Source organism: Citrobacter sp. CK181 (assembly GCF_030333595.1).
Lineage (GTDB): Bacteria > Pseudomonadota > Gammaproteobacteria > Enterobacterales > Enterobacteriaceae > Citrobacter_B > Citrobacter_B koseri.
Genome location: NZ_JAOWFN010000011.1, coordinates 531,234 through 546,782, shown reverse-complemented (window position 1 = coordinate 546,782; position 15,549 = coordinate 531,234). Strand labels below are relative to the sequence as shown.

Below are 15,549 nucleotides of genomic sequence, written 5' to 3'. Positions count from 1 at the left end.
CAGTTTGTCAATAAGATAAAGGCGCTAAATAGCGATAAAAAACCTCGGTTTTTGGCGCATAGAAAAATTCGAAACCGCAAATAATGAGACCGTCAATTTTTCGAGTTTGCTGACCCGGGAGTGAGTCTTGTTCCACTTTGCAAAAAACGCCGTCCACGATCAGTCACGAGGTGCGAGATGAGTGCGACTGCATCGACTGCAACCCAACCTAAACCTCTCGAGTGGCTTAATCGCCTGCGCGCGAATCCCAGAATTCCTCTGATTGTGGCGGGATCAGCCGCCGTTGCCATCATCGTTGCTATGGTTTTGTGGGCGAAAGCGCCAGATTATCGCACGCTGTTCAGCAACCTTTCCGATCAGGATGGCGGGGCCATTGTCACGCAGCTGACCCAGATGAACATCCCTTACCGCTTCACCGAAGGAAGCGGTGCGATTGAAGTGCCTGCCGATAAAGTGCATGAGCTTCGCTTGCGCCTGGCGCAACAGGGATTGCCAAAAGGCGGCGCTGTCGGCTTCGAGCTGTTAGACCAGGAAAAATTCGGCATCAGCCAGTTCAGCGAGCAGGTCAATTATCAGCGCGCGCTGGAAGGCGAACTGGCCCGCACTATCGAAACCCTGGGGCCGGTAAAACGCGCCCGTGTCCACCTGGCGATGCCGAAACCTTCTCTGTTCGTGCGCGAGCAGAAATCCCCTTCCGCTTCCGTGACGGTCAATCTTGAACCAGGCCGCGCGCTGGATGAAGGGCAAATCAGCGCGGTGGTGCATCTGGTATCCAGCGCCGTTGCAGGTCTGCCGCCAGGTAACGTCACGCTGGTCGATCAGGGCGGTCATCTGTTGACTCAGTCCAATACCAGCAGCCGCGATCTGAACGACGCGCAGTTGAAATACGCCAGCGATGTGGAAGGACGCATTCAGCGCCGTATCGAATCGATTCTTTCGCCAATCGTCGGCAACGGCAACGTCCATGCTCAGGTTACTGCGCAGCTGGATTTTGCCAACAAAGAGCAAACGGAAGAGCAATACCGTCCGAACGGCGACGCATCGCAGGCCGTGCTGCGCTCACGCCAGCTTAATGAAAGCGAGCAAATCGGCTCCGGCTATCCGGGCGGCGTACCGGGTGCGCTGTCGAATCAGCCTGCGCCGGCGAATGCTGCGCCGATCAGCACACCGCCTGCTAATCAGCAAAACGCGCAGAACACGCAGACGACCAACAATGCGAACAGCAATGTGCCGCGCAATACGCAGCGCAACGAAACCAGTAACTACGAAGTGGATCGCACCATTCGCCACACCAAACTGAACGTGGGCGATGTGCAGCGACTCTCCGTGGCGGTCGTGGTGAACTACCGCGCCCTGCCGGACGGCAAACCGCTGCCGTTAACCACGGAACAGATGAAGCAGATCGAAGATCTGACCCGCGAAGCAATGGGCTTCTCCGACAAACGCGGCGATACCCTTAACGTGGTGAACTCACCGTTTACCGCAACGGACGACCTGGGCGGCGAGCTGCCATTCTGGAAACAGCAAGCCTTTATTGAGCAGTTGATCTCCGCAGGTCGCTGGCTCCTGGTTCTGCTGGTTGCCTGGATTCTGTGGCGCAAAGCGGTTCGACCGCAGCTTGCTCGCCGCGCTGAAGAGACGAAAGCCGCGCAGGAACAGGCGCAGGTTCGTCAGGAAACCGAAGAAGCGGTAGAAGTTCGCCTCAGCAAAGACGAACAGACCCAGCAGCGCCGGGCGAACCAGCGTCTGGGTGCAGAAGTGATGAGCCAGCGTATTCGCGAAATGTCAGATAACGATCCGCGCGTCGTGGCGCTGGTCATTCGCCAGTGGATGAATAACGATCATGAGCAATAAACTTACCGGCACCGATAAAAGCGTCATCCTGCTGATGACCATTGGCGAAGACCGTGCGGCAGAGGTGTTTAAGCACCTCTCCACGCGCGAAGTGCAAACCCTGAGTTCGGCAATGGCGAACGTGCGCCAGATTTCCAACAAACAGCTGACCGATGTGCTGGCGGAATTTGAGCAAGAAGCCGAACAGTTTGCCGCACTCAACATCAACGCCAACGAATACCTGCGTTCCGTGCTGGTTAAAGCGCTGGGTGAAGAGCGTGCCGCCAGTCTGCTGGAAGATATCCTCGAAACGCGGGATACCGCCAGCGGCATTGAAACGCTCAACTTTATGGAGCCGCAAAGCGCCGCCGACCTTATCCGCGACGAACACCCGCAGATTATCGCCACCATCCTGGTGCATCTCAAACGCGGCCAGGCCGCCGATATTCTGGCGCTGTTCGACGAACGTCTGCGCCACGATGTCATGCTGCGTATCGCGACCTTCGGCGGCGTACAGCCAGCCGCACTGGCGGAACTGACCGAAGTGTTGAATGGTCTGCTCGACGGTCAGAACCTCAAGCGCAGCAAAATGGGCGGCGTGAGAACCGCGGCAGAAATCATCAACCTGATGAAAACCCAGCAGGAAGAGGCGGTTATCAGCGCCGTACGCGAATTCGACGGCGAGCTGGCGCAGAAAATTATCGACGAAATGTTCCTGTTCGAAAATCTGGTGGAAGTCGACGATCGCAGCATCCAGCGTCTGTTGCAGGAAGTGGATTCCGAGTCGTTGCTGATCGCCCTGAAAGGCGCCGAGCCGCCGCTACGCGAGAAATTCCTGCGCAACATGTCGCAGCGTGCTGCCGATATTCTGCGCGACGACCTCGCCAACCGTGGCCCGGTACGTCTGTCTCAGGTGGAGAACGAACAGAAAGCCATTCTGCTTATTGTGCGTCGTCTGGCGGAAACCGGCGAAATGGTAATCGGCAGCGGCGAGGATACCTATGTCTAACGAATTGCCGTGGCAGATCTGGACACCGGACGATCTCGTCCCTCCCCTGGCCGAGTTTGTGCCAATGGAGCACCGCGACGAACCGATAGCCATCGATGACGAACCGGAGCTGAGTGCCGAACAGCAGCTTGAGCAGCAACTGGCGCAGCTGAAAATGCAGGCGCACGAGCAAGGGTATAACGCGGGCCTCGCCGAAGGCCGCCAGAAAGGCCACGAACAGGGCTATCAGGAAGGATTAGCGCAAGGGCTGGAGCAAGGCCAGACGCAGGCGCGCGCTCAACAGGCGCCGCTGAATGCCCGAATGCAGCAACTGGTCAGCGAGTTTCAGAATACGCTGGACGCGCTGGACAGCGTGATTGCCTCGCGCCTGATGCAAATGGCGCTGGAAGCCGCTCGCCAGGTGATCGGCCAGACGCCAGCGGTGGACAACTCCGCACTCATTAAACAGATCCAGCAATTGTTGCAACAGGAACCGCTGTTCAGCGGGAAACCGCAATTACGCGTTCACCCGGATGATTTACAGCGCGTCGAAGAGATGCTCGGGGCCACGCTCAGCCTGCACGGCTGGCGTTTGCGCGGCGATCCCACGCTGCATCATGGCGGCTGTAAAGTGTCCGCCGATGAAGGCGATCTGGACGCCAGCGTCGCCACGCGTTGGCAAGAACTCTGCCGCCTGGCGGCTCCCGGAGTCGTCTGATGACTACGCGCCTGACCCGCTGGCTGAATACGCTGGATAACTTCGAAGCCAAAATGGCGCAGCTCCCGGCGGTACGTCGCTACGGGCGGCTGACCCGCGCCACCGGTCTGGTGCTGGAAGCCACCGGCTTGCAGCTGCCGCTCGGCGCGACCTGCGTCATTGAGCGGCAGGACGGGACGGAAACACGCGAAGTGGAAAGCGAAGTCGTCGGCTTTAATGGCCAGCGTCTGTTTTTAATGCCGCTGGAAGAGGTCGAAGGCATTCTTCCCGGCGCACGCGTTTACGCAAAAAATATTGCCGGGGAAGGTCTGCAAAGCGGAAAACAGCTGCCGCTCGGCCCTGCCCTGCTGGGGCGCGTGCTGGACGGCGGCGGCAAGCCGCTGGATGGTCTTCCCGCGCCAGACACCACGGAAACCGGCGCGTTAATCACTCAGCCATTCAACCCCTTGCAGCGAACGCCCATTGAGCATGTGCTGGATACCGGCGTCCGCCCCATCAACGCGCTGCTTACCGTCGGACGCGGACAGCGTATGGGGCTGTTTGCCGGTTCCGGCGTAGGTAAAAGCGTTCTGCTCGGCATGATGGCACGCTATACCCGCGCGGACGTTATCGTCGTCGGGCTGATTGGCGAACGTGGCCGCGAAGTTAAAGATTTTATCGAAAACATTCTGGGCGCTGACGGGCGCGCGCGTTCGGTGGTGATTGCCGCGCCTGCGGATGTCTCGCCACTGCTGCGAATGCAGGGAGCGGCCTATGCCACGCGTATTGCCGAGGATTTCCGCGATCGCGGGCAGCACGTACTGCTGATCATGGACTCCCTGACCCGCTACGCGATGGCGCAGCGTGAGATTGCGCTGGCGATCGGCGAACCGCCTGCAACCAAAGGGTATCCGCCTTCGGTCTTCGCAAAATTACCTGCGCTGGTGGAACGTGCGGGGAACGGCATTCACGGCGGCGGCTCCATCACCGCGTTTTACACGGTATTGACCGAAGGCGACGATCAGCAGGACCCGATCGCCGACTCGGCGCGTGCGATCCTGGATGGACACATTGTGTTATCCCGCCGTCTGGCCGAAGCCGGTCACTACCCGGCCATTGATATTGAAGCGTCGATCAGCCGTGCGATGACGTCGCTGATCACCGAGCAACACTATGCACGCGTACGGAATTTCAAACAGTTGCTGTCCAGTTTCCAGCGTAACCGCGATTTGGTGAGCGTCGGCGCGTATGCCAAAGGCAGCGATCCCATGCTGGATAAAGCCATCGCGCTGTGGCCGCAACTGGAGGCGTTTTTGCAACAAGGTATTTTCGAACGAGCCGACTGGGAAGATTCTCTCCAGGCGCTGGAACTGATTTTCCCGACGGTGTGATGAAGCAGGAGGGCATAGGTCATGGCACAACATGGTGCGCTGGCAACATTAAAAGATCTGGCCGAGAAAGAAGTGGATGATGCCGCTCTCTTATTAGGGGAAATGCGACGCGGATTCCAGCAGGCGGAAGAACAACTGAAAATGCTGATCGATTATCAGCATGAGTATCGCAACAATCTCAATGCCGATATGGGCCAGGGGATTGCCAGCAACCGCTGGATTAACTATCAGCAATTTATTCAGACGCTGGAGAAGGCCATTGAGCAGCATCGCCAGCAGCTGACGCAGTGGACACAAAAAGTGGACGTGGCGCTGAACAGCTGGCGTGAAAAGAAACAACGGCTTCAGGCCTGGCAGACCTTACAGGACAGACAAAGTGCGGCAGCGTTATTGGCTGAAAACCGCCTGGACCAGAAAAAAATGGATGAATTTGCTCAGCGTGCTGCAATGAGGAAAACCGAATGATCACCTTGCCCCAACTGATCACGACCGACACAGACGTAACGACAGGCCTTCAGGCCGGTAAAACAGCCGATTCAGCCCAGGATTTTCTGGCGCTGTTAGCCGGTGCTTTGGGCGCAGGCGACGCGCAGGGTAAAGATGCCCCGCTTTCGCTTGCCGATCTCCAGGCGGCAGGCGGCAAACTGCAAAAAGGATTGCTGCAAAAAAATGCCGATACGCCGCAGACGACAGCGCTGGCCGATCTTCTGGCGCGCCAGGATCTGCTGACGGATGACGCCACAGCAGACCTGACCGAGGCACAGCAGTTGCTGTCCACGCTGACGCCTTCGCTGAAAAGCAACGCCCTGAACGCGTTAAGTAAGACTGCCCGGCAGGACGACAACGCACCGGCGCTGAGCGATGAAGACCTCGCGAATCTGAGCGCGCTCTTCGCCATGTTACCGGGCCAGCCGGCGCTGACGCCAACCACGCGAACCGCGTCGGCTGAAGGCGCACTCTCCGCCCCGGCATCGCTGCGTGGCGATACGCGCGCCGCTACGCAGGATGCGGTCGCCGGGCTGACGACGGGCGAGCTGAAAAAAGGGAAAGTGGATGCCGCGCCTGACGTCACCGCAAACTCAGCAAGCAACCAGCCGGTAACGCCGCTGGTCGCCGCCGCTGCCGCTAAAGCCGACATGGAAAGCACGCCTTCTCCGGTCACGACCATTGGCGCCATGACCACGCCTGGCGGTATGACGACGCAGACGCAACCCGCGCCTGTCGCAGCCGCCCCGGTGCTCAGCGCGCCGCTGGGCAGCCATGAGTGGCAGCAGTCATTAAGCCAGCATGTGACGCTGTTTACCCGCCAGGGGCAGCAGAGCGCGGAACTGCGTCTGCACCCGGAGGAACTGGGGCAGATTCAAATCTCCCTCAAAATGGATGATAACCAGGCGCAACTGCAAATGGTGTCAGCGCATAGCCACGTTCGCGCCGCGCTGGAAGCCGCGTTACCCGTACTGCGTACCCAACTGGCGGAAAACGGCATCCAGCTGGGACAAAGCAGTATCAGCAGTGAAAGTTTCGCCGGACAGCAGCAGTCGTCATCCCAGCAGCAGCACGCTTCCCGCGCGCAGGGACAAGAGGCTTTTGCCGCCGAAGATGACATCGCACTGACGACGCCGGGCTCGCTCCAGGCTGCCGCTCGCGGCGATGGCGCGGTGGATATCTTCGCCTAACGCCAGAGGTAGCATGATTATCCGCGTCTTTTCCACGCTTTGCCGTGGACAGGACACGGGATAATCAGCCAATAAGCTGTACCGAAACAGGAAGCCCGTATCTGATGACTGACTCCGCGATTAACAGAAAGAGCAAACGCTCAATTTGGATCCCTTTGCTGGTGTTGATTACTCTTGCCGCCTGCGCAACCGCTGGCTATAGCTACTGGCGGATGCAGGAGCACCCGACCGCCAGCGCTACCGCGGCCCCGCCACCGCCGCCAGCGCCCGTATTTTTCGCGCTGGATACGTTTACCGTCAATCTGGGCGATGCCGATCGCGTGCTGTATATCGGGATTACGCTGCGCCTGAAGGACGAAGTGACGCGCGCGCGTCTGAGCGAATATCTGCCAGAAGTGCGCAGCCGTCTGTTGCTGCTGTTTTCGCGTCAGGATGCCACTGCGCTTTCGACGGAAGCCGGGAAGCAGACGCTGATCGCGGCAATCAAAGAAACGCTCTCTACTCCGCTCGTTGCTGGACAACCGAAACAGGAAGTCACCGACGTTCTTTATACAGCTTTCATTCTGCGGTAAAGACATGGGCGATAGTATTCTTTCTCAGGCTGAAATCGATGCGCTGCTCAACGGCGACAGCGAGGCCAAAGACGAACCCACCCCTGGCGGCGTGGGCGACAATGATATTCGTCCTTATGATCCCAATACACAGCGTCGCGTGGTGCGCGAGCGCCTACAGGCGCTGGAGATCATTAACGAACGTTTCGCGCGTCAATTCCGTATGGGGCTGTTTAACCTGCTGCGTCGCAGCCCGGATATTACCGTGGGCGCGATCCGCATTCAGCCATATCACGAATTTGCGCGTAATTTACCCGTACCGACCAACCTGAACCTGATCCATCTGAAGCCGCTGCGCGGTACGGGTCTGGTGGTGTTCTCGCCGAGTCTGGTGTTTATCGCCGTGGATAACCTGTTTGGCGGCGACGGGCGTTTTCCGACCAAAGTGGAAGGTCGTGAGTTTACGCATACCGAACAGCGCGTTATCAACCGCATGCTGAAGCTGGCGCTTGAAAGCTACAGCGACGCGTGGAAAGCGATCAACCCGCTGGAAGTGGAGTACGTTCGCTCTGAGATGCAGGTGAAATTCACCAATATCACCACCTCTCCGAACGACATTGTGGTGAACACACCGTTCCACGTCGAAATTGGCAACCTGACAGGCGAGTTCAACATCTGCCTGCCTTTCAGCATGATTGAGCCGCTGCGGGAGCTGTTGGTGAACCCGCCGCTGGAAAACTCGCGTCATGAAGATCAGAACTGGCGCGACAATCTGGTGCGTCAGGTTCAGCATTCAGAGCTGGAGCTGGTGGCGAACTTTGCGGACATCCCGCTGCGCCTTTCCCAGATATTAAAGCTGAAACCCGGCGACGTGCTGCCGATTGAAAAACCCGACCGCATTATTGCTCATGTGGACGGCGTACCTGTACTGACCAGCCAGTATGGCACCGTGAACGGTCAGTATGCGTTGCGCGTAGAGCATTTGATCAACCCGATTTTGAATTCGCTGAATGAGGAACAGCCCAAATGAGTGACATGAATAATCCGTCCGATGAGAATACCGGCGCATTGGACGATCTGTGGGCTGACGCGTTAAACGAGCAAAAAACAACGACCAGCAAAAGCGCGGCCGATGCCGTCTTCCAGCAGTTGGGCGGCGGCGACGTCAGTGGAAACCTACAGGATATCGATTTAATCATGGATATTCCGGTCAAGCTGACCGTGGAGCTGGGTCGCACGCGCATGACCATCAAAGAGCTGCTGCGCCTGACGCAGGGTTCGGTGGTCGCACTGGACGGACTGGCAGGCGAGCCGTTGGATATTCTGATTAACGGCTACCTGATTGCCCAGGGTGAAGTCGTGGTGGTCGCCGATAAATACGGCGTGCGCATCACGGATATCATCACGCCGTCTGAACGTATGCGTCGTCTGAGCCGTTAAGCATGAAAACCCAGGCTACCGTTTCACAGCCCTCTGCCGTATCAGGCTCGCCGTTAGTTCAGGTGAGCGGCGCGCTGTTTGGGATCATCGTGTTGATTCTGGTCGCAGCCTGGGTCATTAAACGCCTGGGGTTTGCGCCCAAAGGCGCCGGTACGCGAGGGTTGAAAGTGTCAGCCAGCACCTCGCTGGGCCAGCGTGAGCGCGTGGTCATTGTCGATGTTGAAGACGCTCGGCTGGTACTGGGCGTCACGGCCACGCAAGTCAATGTGTTGCATACCCTCCCCCCTGCGCCTGTCGTTGCAGAAGAAAAACCGGCCGCCCCTGCGGATTTCCAGGCCATGATGAAGAGTTTGTTGAAGCGTTCCGGGAGATCCTGATGCGCCGTTTGTTATCCCTCACGCTGATGGCTTTGTGGTTTATCAGCCCTGCCGCGTTCGCACAATTACCCGGACTGGTCAGCCAACCGCTACCCGGCGGCGGGCAAAGCTGGTCCCTGCCGGTACAGACGCTGGTCTTTATTACGTCACTGACGTTCCTGCCCGCCATTTTGCTGATGATGACCAGCTTTACCCGCATCATTATCGTCTTCGGCTTGCTGCGAAACGCGCTGGGAACGCCCTCTGCGCCGCCAAACCAGGTGCTTCTCGGACTGGCGCTGTTCTTGACGTTTTTTATTATGTCGCCGGTTATCGACAAAATTTACGTGGATGCCTGGCAGCCTTTCAGCGAAGAAAAGATTTCCATGCAGGAAGCGCTGGAAAAAGGCGCTCAGCCGCTACGGGAGTTTATGCTGCGGCAAACCCGTGAGGCTGACCTGGGCCTGTTCGCGCGTCTGGCAAACAGCGGTCCGCTACAGGGGCCGGAAGCCGTGCCGATGCGAATTTTGCTCCCGGCCTACGTCACCAGCGAGTTAAAAACCGCTTTTCAGATCGGTTTTACGATTTTCATCCCCTTCCTGATTATCGATCTGGTTATCGCCAGCGTGTTGATGGCGCTCGGGATGATGATGGTGCCGCCGGCCACCATTGCGCTGCCGTTTAAGCTTATGCTTTTTGTCCTGGTCGACGGCTGGCAGTTGCTCGTTGGCTCTCTTGCCCAAAGTTTTTACAGTTAGAGGCGCGAAATGACACCCGAATCGGTCATGATGATAGGCACGGAGGCAATGAAGGTCGCGCTTGCGCTTGCCGCGCCTCTGCTGCTGGTTGCGCTGTTTACCGGCCTTATCATCAGTATTTTACAGGCCGCCACCCAGATCAACGAAATGACGCTGTCATTTATCCCGAAAATTGTGGCGGTATTTACGGCGATTATTGTGGCGGGCCCCTGGATGCTTAACCTGCTGCTGGATTACGTGCGTACGCTGTTCAGTAACTTGCCGTATATCATCGGATAAGACGCGATGTTGCAGGTCACAAGCGATCAATGGTTATACTGGCTTAACCTCTACTTCTGGCCGCTGTTACGTGTACTGGCGCTGATCTCTACCGCGCCGATCCTCAGTGAACGCACGGTTCCCAAACGGGTAAAGCTGGGGCTGGGGTTTATGATCACTCTCATTATCGCCCCTTCACTCCCGGCGAATAATGTGCCTGTTTTTTCCACCGAAGCCTTATGGCTCGCCATGCAGCAAATCATGATCGGCATTGCGCTAGGGTTTACCATGCAGTTTGCCTTTGCTGCGGTGCGTACGGCGGGGGAATTCATCGGTCTGCAAATGGGTCTCTCTTTCGCCACGTTTGTTGATCCGGGCAGCCGCCTCAATATGCCGGTACTCGCCAGAATCCTCGACATGCTCGCCATGCTGCTGTTTCTTACGTTTAACGGTCATCTGTGGCTGATCTCGCTGCTGGTAGACACCTTCCATACGCTGCCTATCGGCGGTGACCCGGTCAACAGCAATGCGTTTCTGGCGCTCGCCCGGGCAGGCGGACTGATCTTCCTCAACGGACTCATGTTAGCCTTGCCGGTCATTACGTTACTGCTCACACTCAACCTGTCGCTCGGGCTATTAAACCGTATGGCTCCGCAGTTATCCGTATTTGTTATTGGCTTCCCGCTAACCTTATCCGTCGGCATTTTGTTAATAACCGCGCTCATGCCATTAATTGCCCCTTTCTGTGAACACTTATTCGGTGAAATTTTCAATTTGCTTGCTGATATCGTTAGCGAAATGCCGACAACCAATAACCCATAATTTTTATCCTGTCTTACTAAGGATTTTCCTAAATTTAAAATCTAAAAACATCTACCAGGATATATCTGCTGCGCTTTATTTGTTTTTACCTTACTCACATAACATAACATTTACTTTACTTTGAGAAGATTCCTGGCAAATTATACGTAACTTTACGGGATAGTAAGTTCGCCTGAAAACAGCGAAAGCGTCATCTTAGGTCACTATTATTGTTCCGTTGGGTTGTGATGAGATATTCAGGTAAGGGGAATTATCGTTACGCATTGAGTGAGGGTATGCCATGTCAACGATTATTATGGATTTATGCAGTTACACCCGGCTAGGTTTGACCGGGTATCTGGTAAGCAGAGGGGTGAAAAAAAGGGAAATCAACGACATTGAGACCGTTGACGAACTCGCCATCGCTTGTGACTCACAGCAGCCTTCTGTGGTGTTTATTAATGAGGACTGTTTCATCCATGATCCATCTAACAGTCAGCAAATAAAGCAGATCATTAATCAGCATCCCAACACGTTATTTATTGTTTTTATGGCAATTGCTAATGTGCATTTTGATGAATACTTATTAGTAAGAAAAAACTTATTGATTAGTTCAAAATCAATTAAGCCCGATTCTCTGGATGATATTCTTGGCGATATTCTGAAAAAAGAGACGGATATTGTAGGAGTAGTAAATTTACCTACGTTATCTTTAAGCCGTACTGAATCCAGTATGTTGCGAATGTGGATGGATGGACAGGGAACAATACAGATTTCAGATCAAATGAATATCAAGGCAAAGACGGTGTCATCCCACAAAGGGAATATTAAACGGAAGATAAAAACGCATAATAAACAGGTTATCTATCATGTCGTGCGGCTGACGGATAACGTGACAAACGGAATTTTTGTTAACATGCGATGAGGCCCCCTGACTGGTGGATATTCCACCAGTCAGGGTAAAAGCGACGAAAATCACATTACTCTGTTTTTTCCACAAAGATCCCATCCTGATGGCCTGACTCATTGAAGAACCAGATACCGAGCGGGTAGTCTTCCAGCGAAACCAGGTACATCGTACCTTCACTAAACTCTTCAACCGCCAATACCACGCCTGGCCGACGAGGGCCGCCGTCTGTTTTGACTGTTACCCGATCATTCACCTTCATCAATTATCCTCCTGTGGCTTTGTGCCAGTGTAGAACAAATTCCTTTTTCTGGCAGCGTCTGCCGCGCGTGATTGCTGGTTTTCTCAACGGTCTATACTTACAGATGCCACGGTTAAATGAGGTACTGAAGATGAAAACCGCGAAAGAGTACAGCGAAACGGCCAAGCGCGAAGTCAGCGTTGATGTTGACGCCCTGCTCGCGGCGATCAATGAAATCAGCGAGAGCGAAATTCATCGCAGCGCTGATGATCCTGAGAAAGTCAGTGTGGATGGCCGCGATTATCATACATGGCATGAATTAGCGGATGCGTTTGAACTCGATATTCATGATTTTAGCGTCACGGAAATCAATCGCTGATCTGGGGTGAAAAAAATCCCGGCTCGCAGAGCCGGGATCAAACTTGCTTATGCAAGAAGCACTTGAAAATTCGTTACACCAGAAAATCTGATGTGCGTTTTACCTTATCTGCAATTTTTTTGTATGACAAGCAAATATTTCTCGCAGAAATGATTAATACAGCTAATGGTTCAGCGTGTATCAGGCGACGGCGCGGGATGGTCGTCACGGACACAAACCTGATTGCGCCCGGCCTGTTTTGCCAGATACAACCGGCGATCCGCCAGCGACTGCAACTGTTCAAAATCGTAGTCTCCGTTCTCCTGCGCCCCGCTTACGCCCAGCGATGCACTAATGCGCAGAGTCGTGCCTTTTGCGATCAGGATTTCTTTGTCGTTCACGCGCTGGCGTATCCGCTCTGCGATCTGTGCTGCCTGCACCAGCGTCGTCCCCGGTAAGACAATACAGAACTCTTCGCCGCCTACGCGCCCGGCAAGGTCATGCGAACGTATTGTGCCGCTAATAAGCCCGGCGGCATGGGAGAGCACCCGGTCTCCCGCCTGATGGCCGAAACGGTCATTGACGCTCTTAAAGTGATCCAAATCGATCTGAATAACGGAAAACGGCTGTCGCTGCGCGTGGCAGCGCTGTATCAGTACGCGCGCCCTCTCAAACAATGCGCCACGGTTATACAGCCGCGTCAAAGGATCGTGCCAGGCCTGCCATTGCAGGGAACTTTGCAGCACAAACATATTGCTGACCATCTTGCGGATAACAACCCATGAGATGAGCAACATCATCGTGAAAAGCGCCCACAGGAGACCAAGCGCAATACTGATACTGCCAAAAGCCCCCTGCACGCCTTCTCTCAGGGTATGAACACGCAAAAGCACGCCATCGAAATGATCCAGCCTTTCCCAACTGATATAGCGGCTGCCCATACGGATACCGCCATGCGTATCATGTTCGATGTCATTCGCGAGCAACGCCAGTTCAAGGTCATCAAAGGTATTAACCTGACGCTTTTCCGGCGTTGAGGTCGCCAGTAGCCTGAGCTGATAGTCGTAGAGCTGGTACTCCCCTTCGGAATCTTTTTCGACCGCATCCTCCAGGAAACGCTTCATGGATGACACCGGAATATCCATTGCCAGCACGCCATACCAGTGTCTTTCGTTATCCAGCGACAGGCTCACGGTGACTTTTTGTTGCACTTCGCCGCCCGGCACCGGCGAGCTAAACCAGCGCACGCCGCGCGCTGAATTTTGTCGTTGGGATTGCCCGCTGAACCAGGGTTGGATCACATACTGGTAATAGCGGGACATAATATCGCCGCCATTGGTTGTGGGTTCAGTTGAGACATAAAAGCCTGAACGCGAAACATACATTGTCCGCTGCGCCAGCATGGTAGAAGAATGCGCCAGCCGTAACAAATACCCCAGTTCCAGCGCGGCGCTTAACTCGTTTGCCAGCGCATCGTTATCCCGCGTGAGAAGCGTTGTACGGTTAACAAACGCGTCAGAGACGCCGTTAAGCGGTAACGTTCGCCGTCTGTCGAGCTCCAGTTGCCAGAAACTTTTGCCGCGCAGTTGCGCAAATTGCGCCACCGCATCGTGCAGGTCGGCAAAATCGAGCGGCGTGACCAGCGCTTCGTACATACCGTTGCGCAGAAACAAGAGTTTATCCACGCTGAATTGCAGCTGTCTGTCCAGCACATTAGCAACGTTTTCCAGATGGTTACGTTGACTGGCCCGGTATGCCGACTCCAGCACGACCACTTCACGCCAGGTCAGCAATGTTGAACAAATCATCACAACCAGAAAACAGATATTTACGACATGGCCTGGCCCAAAGCGTCGTGCTAACGTTCTCAGCCAGCTCCAGTTTCCTGGCGTTGTTTCATGCGGCACCTGACGGCTCCCTACTTTTATTCCTGGACTATGTGTCGCGACTCAACGGCTATTTTCTGGGGTAACAAAACGCCCGGCATTAACCGGGCGTTCCTTTATCAGACATCTTCCCGCAACCGCCTGCCATCACCGGGCATAAGTTCATTCTCGTGGAATGCTTCCCGTTTGACGCCAAAACCGTCATACCAACGGCACTCCACCATGCCGCTGGAATAACCGGTTACGGTCATGCGTGGACCACCTTCTTTTGCGATAACTTCCTCACTGACAAAAAAGACCATACCTGCCTCCTGTATCCAGTGAAACTTTTTCACCTTAGACGACGATGGGCTTTTTTGCATAATCCGGCGAGGCATAAATTAGTGCGAACCACCGCGAACGTTGGCAACAGTTTTTACCAGCCCTACCACCACGCTGCCGATGATGAAACCGAGCACCAGATTAATCAACATGGGAAGCGTGAGCGCAATAAGACCATTCTGCTGCTGAGCAAAATGTTCGATCGCGTGGTGTAATGGCGCGATGCCGTGCACCACGATCCCGCCCCCCACCAGGAACATCGCGAGTGTGCCGACAATGGACAGCGCCTTCATAAGCCAGGGCGCCGTAACCAGTAGCCCTTTGCCCACCGCCTGAGCCAGTACGCTGCGTTTTTCCGCCAGCCAGTACCCCATATCGTCCAGTTTTACGATGAGTCCCACCAGACCATAAACGCCAATCGTCACCACCAGCGCGATACCGGACAACACCAGAACCTGATTGAGCAACGGCGCATCCGCGACAATTCCCAGCGTAATCGCGACGATCTCCGCAGAAAGGATAAAGTCGGTGCGCACAGCCCCTTTCACTTTCTCCTTCTCAAACGTGAGAGGATCTTGTGCGGCGATCGCGGCCAGACGCTGCTGACGCGCCTCCGGGCTCTCTTTGTGCTTTCGGGCCTCAAGCGTGTGTAAAACTTTCTCTACGCCTTCAAAACAGAGAAAAGCGCCTCCAATCATCAACAACGGTGTAATCGCCCACGGGATAAAAGCGCTGATCAGCAGCGCCAGAGGCACCAGGATGACCTTGTTGATCAACGACCCTTTCGCCACGCTCCAGACGACCGGCAGTTCGCGGTTCGCCCGCACGCCCGTCACTTGCTGCGCGTTTAGCGACAGGTCATCACCCAATACGCCTGCCGTTTTTTTCGCGGCCAGTTTTCCCATCATCGAGATATCATCCAACAGCGTGGCGATATCATCGAGCAACGTCAGCAAACTACTTCCTGCCAAAATAAATCCCTCAATATTTTTCTTTTGAAGAGGTAAGTATGAAGTAAAAAACGTAATGCCGAAACGGGTAGCAATCGTCAACAAAAATTTAACAAAAGAGTGCAATTATAACGCTC

19 protein-coding genes are annotated in these 15,549 nt (G+C 55.2%); 15 read left to right on the top strand and 4 right to left on the bottom strand.

What is annotated here, in order from left to right:
* The first annotated feature begins 177 nt into the window (after positions 1 to 177).
* The 14 genes from fliF (at position 178) to rcsA (ending at position 11,674) form a co-directional block, all read left to right on the top strand.
* Positions 178 to 1,854, top strand: a complete 1,677-nt coding sequence (gene fliF / locus OGW17_RS06735) for a flagellar basal-body MS-ring/collar protein FliF (RefSeq protein WP_058669296.1) — start codon at positions 178 to 180, stop codon at positions 1,852 to 1,854.
* Positions 1,844 to 2,842, top strand: a complete 999-nt coding sequence (fliG, locus tag OGW17_RS06730) for a flagellar motor switch protein FliG (protein ID WP_012131907.1) — start codon at positions 1,844 to 1,846, stop codon at positions 2,840 to 2,842. The genes fliF and fliG overlap by 11 nt, the downstream gene beginning before the upstream one ends.
* Positions 2,835 to 3,539 (top strand): flagellar assembly protein FliH, encoded by a 705-nt coding sequence (fliH, locus tag OGW17_RS06725; RefSeq protein ID WP_071258771.1) that lies wholly within the window; start codon positions 2,835 to 2,837, stop codon positions 3,537 to 3,539. Before fliG ends, fliH begins: the two co-directional genes overlap by 8 nt.
* On the top strand, positions 3,539 to 4,909 hold the full coding sequence (fliI, locus tag OGW17_RS06720; RefSeq protein WP_012131905.1) for a flagellar protein export ATPase FliI: 1,371 nt from the start codon (positions 3,539 to 3,541) through the stop codon (positions 4,907 to 4,909). The genes fliH and fliI overlap by 1 nt, the downstream gene beginning before the upstream one ends.
* A 21-nt stretch (positions 4,910 to 4,930) precedes the next feature.
* Positions 4,931 to 5,374, top strand: coding sequence for a flagellar export protein FliJ (fliJ, locus tag OGW17_RS06715; protein ID WP_012131904.1), 444 nt, complete (start codon positions 4,931 to 4,933; stop codon positions 5,372 to 5,374).
* The gene (gene fliK / locus OGW17_RS06710; protein WP_114647341.1) at positions 5,371 to 6,585 is read left to right on the top strand and encodes a flagellar hook length control protein FliK; all 1,215 of its coding nucleotides are present in this window, start codon (positions 5,371 to 5,373) and stop codon (positions 6,583 to 6,585) included. The genes fliJ and fliK overlap by 4 nt, the downstream gene beginning before the upstream one ends.
* Positions 6,586 to 6,689: 104 nt before the next feature.
* Positions 6,690 to 7,157 (top strand): flagellar basal body-associated protein FliL, encoded by a 468-nt coding sequence (gene fliL, locus OGW17_RS06705; protein ID WP_012131902.1) that lies wholly within the window; start codon positions 6,690 to 6,692, stop codon positions 7,155 to 7,157.
* 4 nt (positions 7,158 to 7,161) lie between these two features.
* Positions 7,162 to 8,166, top strand: coding sequence for a flagellar motor switch protein FliM (gene fliM, locus OGW17_RS06700; RefSeq protein WP_012131901.1), 1,005 nt, complete (start codon positions 7,162 to 7,164; stop codon positions 8,164 to 8,166).
* Positions 8,163 to 8,576 (top strand): flagellar motor switch protein FliN, encoded by a 414-nt coding sequence (gene fliN, locus OGW17_RS06695; RefSeq protein ID WP_012131900.1) that lies wholly within the window; start codon positions 8,163 to 8,165, stop codon positions 8,574 to 8,576. Before fliM ends, fliN begins: the two co-directional genes overlap by 4 nt.
* Before the next feature lie 2 nt (positions 8,577 to 8,578).
* Positions 8,579 to 8,953, top strand: a complete 375-nt coding sequence (gene fliO, locus OGW17_RS06690) for a flagellar biosynthetic protein FliO (protein WP_071258777.1) — start codon at positions 8,579 to 8,581, stop codon at positions 8,951 to 8,953.
* Positions 8,953 to 9,690 carry a flagellar type III secretion system pore protein FliP gene (gene fliP / locus OGW17_RS06685; RefSeq protein ID WP_012131898.1) on the top strand — a complete coding sequence of 246 codons (738 nt, stop codon included), beginning with the start codon at positions 8,953 to 8,955 and terminating at the stop codon, positions 9,688 to 9,690. The genes fliO and fliP overlap by 1 nt, the downstream gene beginning before the upstream one ends.
* 9 nt (positions 9,691 to 9,699) lie before the next feature.
* Complete coding sequence (gene fliQ / locus OGW17_RS06680) at positions 9,700 to 9,969, top strand: flagellar biosynthesis protein FliQ (protein ID WP_012131897.1); 270 nt, start codon at positions 9,700 to 9,702, stop codon at positions 9,967 to 9,969.
* 6 nt (positions 9,970 to 9,975) lie between these two features.
* Positions 9,976 to 10,770 (top strand): flagellar biosynthetic protein FliR, encoded by a 795-nt coding sequence (fliR, locus tag OGW17_RS06675; protein ID WP_012131896.1) that lies wholly within the window; start codon positions 9,976 to 9,978, stop codon positions 10,768 to 10,770.
* A gap of 280 nt (positions 10,771 to 11,050) precedes the next feature.
* Positions 11,051 to 11,674: a transcriptional regulator RcsA gene (rcsA, locus tag OGW17_RS06670; protein ID WP_047462896.1), complete on the top strand. Its 624-nt coding sequence runs from the start codon at positions 11,051 to 11,053 to the stop codon at positions 11,672 to 11,674.
* A 55-nt stretch (positions 11,675 to 11,729) separates the two neighbouring features.
* On the opposite strand, the gene dsrB is transcribed toward rcsA, so the two are convergent.
* Positions 11,730 to 11,918: a protein DsrB gene (gene dsrB / locus OGW17_RS06665; RefSeq protein WP_012131894.1), complete on the bottom strand. Its 189-nt coding sequence runs from the start codon at positions 11,916 to 11,918 to the stop codon at positions 11,730 to 11,732.
* 130 nt (positions 11,919 to 12,048) lie between these two features.
* On the opposite strand from dsrB, the gene yodD reads away from it, so the two are divergent.
* On the top strand, positions 12,049 to 12,276 hold the full coding sequence (yodD, locus tag OGW17_RS06660; RefSeq protein WP_024130232.1) for a YodD family peroxide/acid resistance protein: 228 nt from the start codon (positions 12,049 to 12,051) through the stop codon (positions 12,274 to 12,276).
* A 170-nt stretch (positions 12,277 to 12,446) separates the two neighbouring features.
* On the opposite strand, the gene dgcQ is transcribed toward yodD, so the two are convergent.
* From dgcQ to OGW17_RS06645, 3 genes are all read right to left on the bottom strand, one after another.
* Positions 12,447 to 14,162 (bottom strand): cellulose biosynthesis regulator diguanylate cyclase DgcQ, encoded by a 1,716-nt coding sequence (gene dgcQ / locus OGW17_RS06655; RefSeq protein ID WP_071258780.1) that lies wholly within the window; start codon positions 14,160 to 14,162, stop codon positions 12,447 to 12,449.
* 98 nt (positions 14,163 to 14,260) lie between these two features.
* Positions 14,261 to 14,443, bottom strand: coding sequence for a YodC family protein (locus OGW17_RS06650; protein ID WP_286452146.1), 183 nt, complete (start codon positions 14,441 to 14,443; stop codon positions 14,261 to 14,263).
* 78 nt (positions 14,444 to 14,521) lie between these two features.
* Positions 14,522 to 15,433: a DUF808 domain-containing protein gene (locus OGW17_RS06645; RefSeq protein ID WP_071259069.1), complete on the bottom strand. Its 912-nt coding sequence runs from the start codon at positions 15,431 to 15,433 to the stop codon at positions 14,522 to 14,524.
* Positions 15,434 to 15,549: the final 116 nt, after the last annotated feature.

What these genes read in the sequence shown, in the direction of transcription:
- fliF (WP_058669296.1), top strand. Translation starts at nt 178, where the DNA reads ATGAGTGCGACTGCATCGACTGCAACCCAACCTAAACCTCTCGAGTGG.
- fliG (WP_012131907.1), top strand. Translation starts at nt 1,844, where the DNA reads ATGAGCAATAAACTTACCGGCACCGATAAAAGCGTCATCCTGCTGATG.
- fliH (WP_071258771.1), top strand. Translation starts at nt 2,835, where the DNA reads ATGTCTAACGAATTGCCGTGGCAGATCTGGACACCGGACGATCTCGTC.
- fliI (WP_012131905.1), top strand. Translation starts at nt 3,539, where the DNA reads ATGACTACGCGCCTGACCCGCTGGCTGAATACGCTGGATAACTTCGAA.
- fliJ (WP_012131904.1), top strand. Translation starts at nt 4,931, where the DNA reads ATGGCACAACATGGTGCGCTGGCAACATTAAAAGATCTGGCCGAGAAA.
- fliK (WP_114647341.1), top strand. Translation starts at nt 5,371, where the DNA reads ATGATCACCTTGCCCCAACTGATCACGACCGACACAGACGTAACGACA.
- fliL (WP_012131902.1), top strand. Translation starts at nt 6,690, where the DNA reads ATGACTGACTCCGCGATTAACAGAAAGAGCAAACGCTCAATTTGGATC.
- fliM (WP_012131901.1), top strand. Translation starts at nt 7,162, where the DNA reads ATGGGCGATAGTATTCTTTCTCAGGCTGAAATCGATGCGCTGCTCAAC.
- fliN (WP_012131900.1), top strand. Translation starts at nt 8,163, where the DNA reads ATGAGTGACATGAATAATCCGTCCGATGAGAATACCGGCGCATTGGAC.
- fliO (WP_071258777.1), top strand. Translation starts at nt 8,579, where the DNA reads ATGAAAACCCAGGCTACCGTTTCACAGCCCTCTGCCGTATCAGGCTCG.
- fliP (WP_012131898.1), top strand. Translation starts at nt 8,953, where the DNA reads ATGCGCCGTTTGTTATCCCTCACGCTGATGGCTTTGTGGTTTATCAGC.
- fliQ (WP_012131897.1), top strand. Translation starts at nt 9,700, where the DNA reads ATGACACCCGAATCGGTCATGATGATAGGCACGGAGGCAATGAAGGTC.
- fliR (WP_012131896.1), top strand. Translation starts at nt 9,976, where the DNA reads ATGTTGCAGGTCACAAGCGATCAATGGTTATACTGGCTTAACCTCTAC.
- rcsA (WP_047462896.1), top strand. Translation starts at nt 11,051, where the DNA reads ATGTCAACGATTATTATGGATTTATGCAGTTACACCCGGCTAGGTTTG.
- dsrB (WP_012131894.1), bottom strand. Translation starts at nt 11,918, where the DNA reads ATGAAGGTGAATGATCGGGTAACAGTCAAAACAGACGGCGGCCCTCGT.
- yodD (WP_024130232.1), top strand. Translation starts at nt 12,049, where the DNA reads ATGAAAACCGCGAAAGAGTACAGCGAAACGGCCAAGCGCGAAGTCAGC.
- OGW17_RS06650 (WP_286452146.1), bottom strand. Translation starts at nt 14,443, where the DNA reads ATGGTCTTTTTTGTCAGTGAGGAAGTTATCGCAAAAGAAGGTGGTCCA.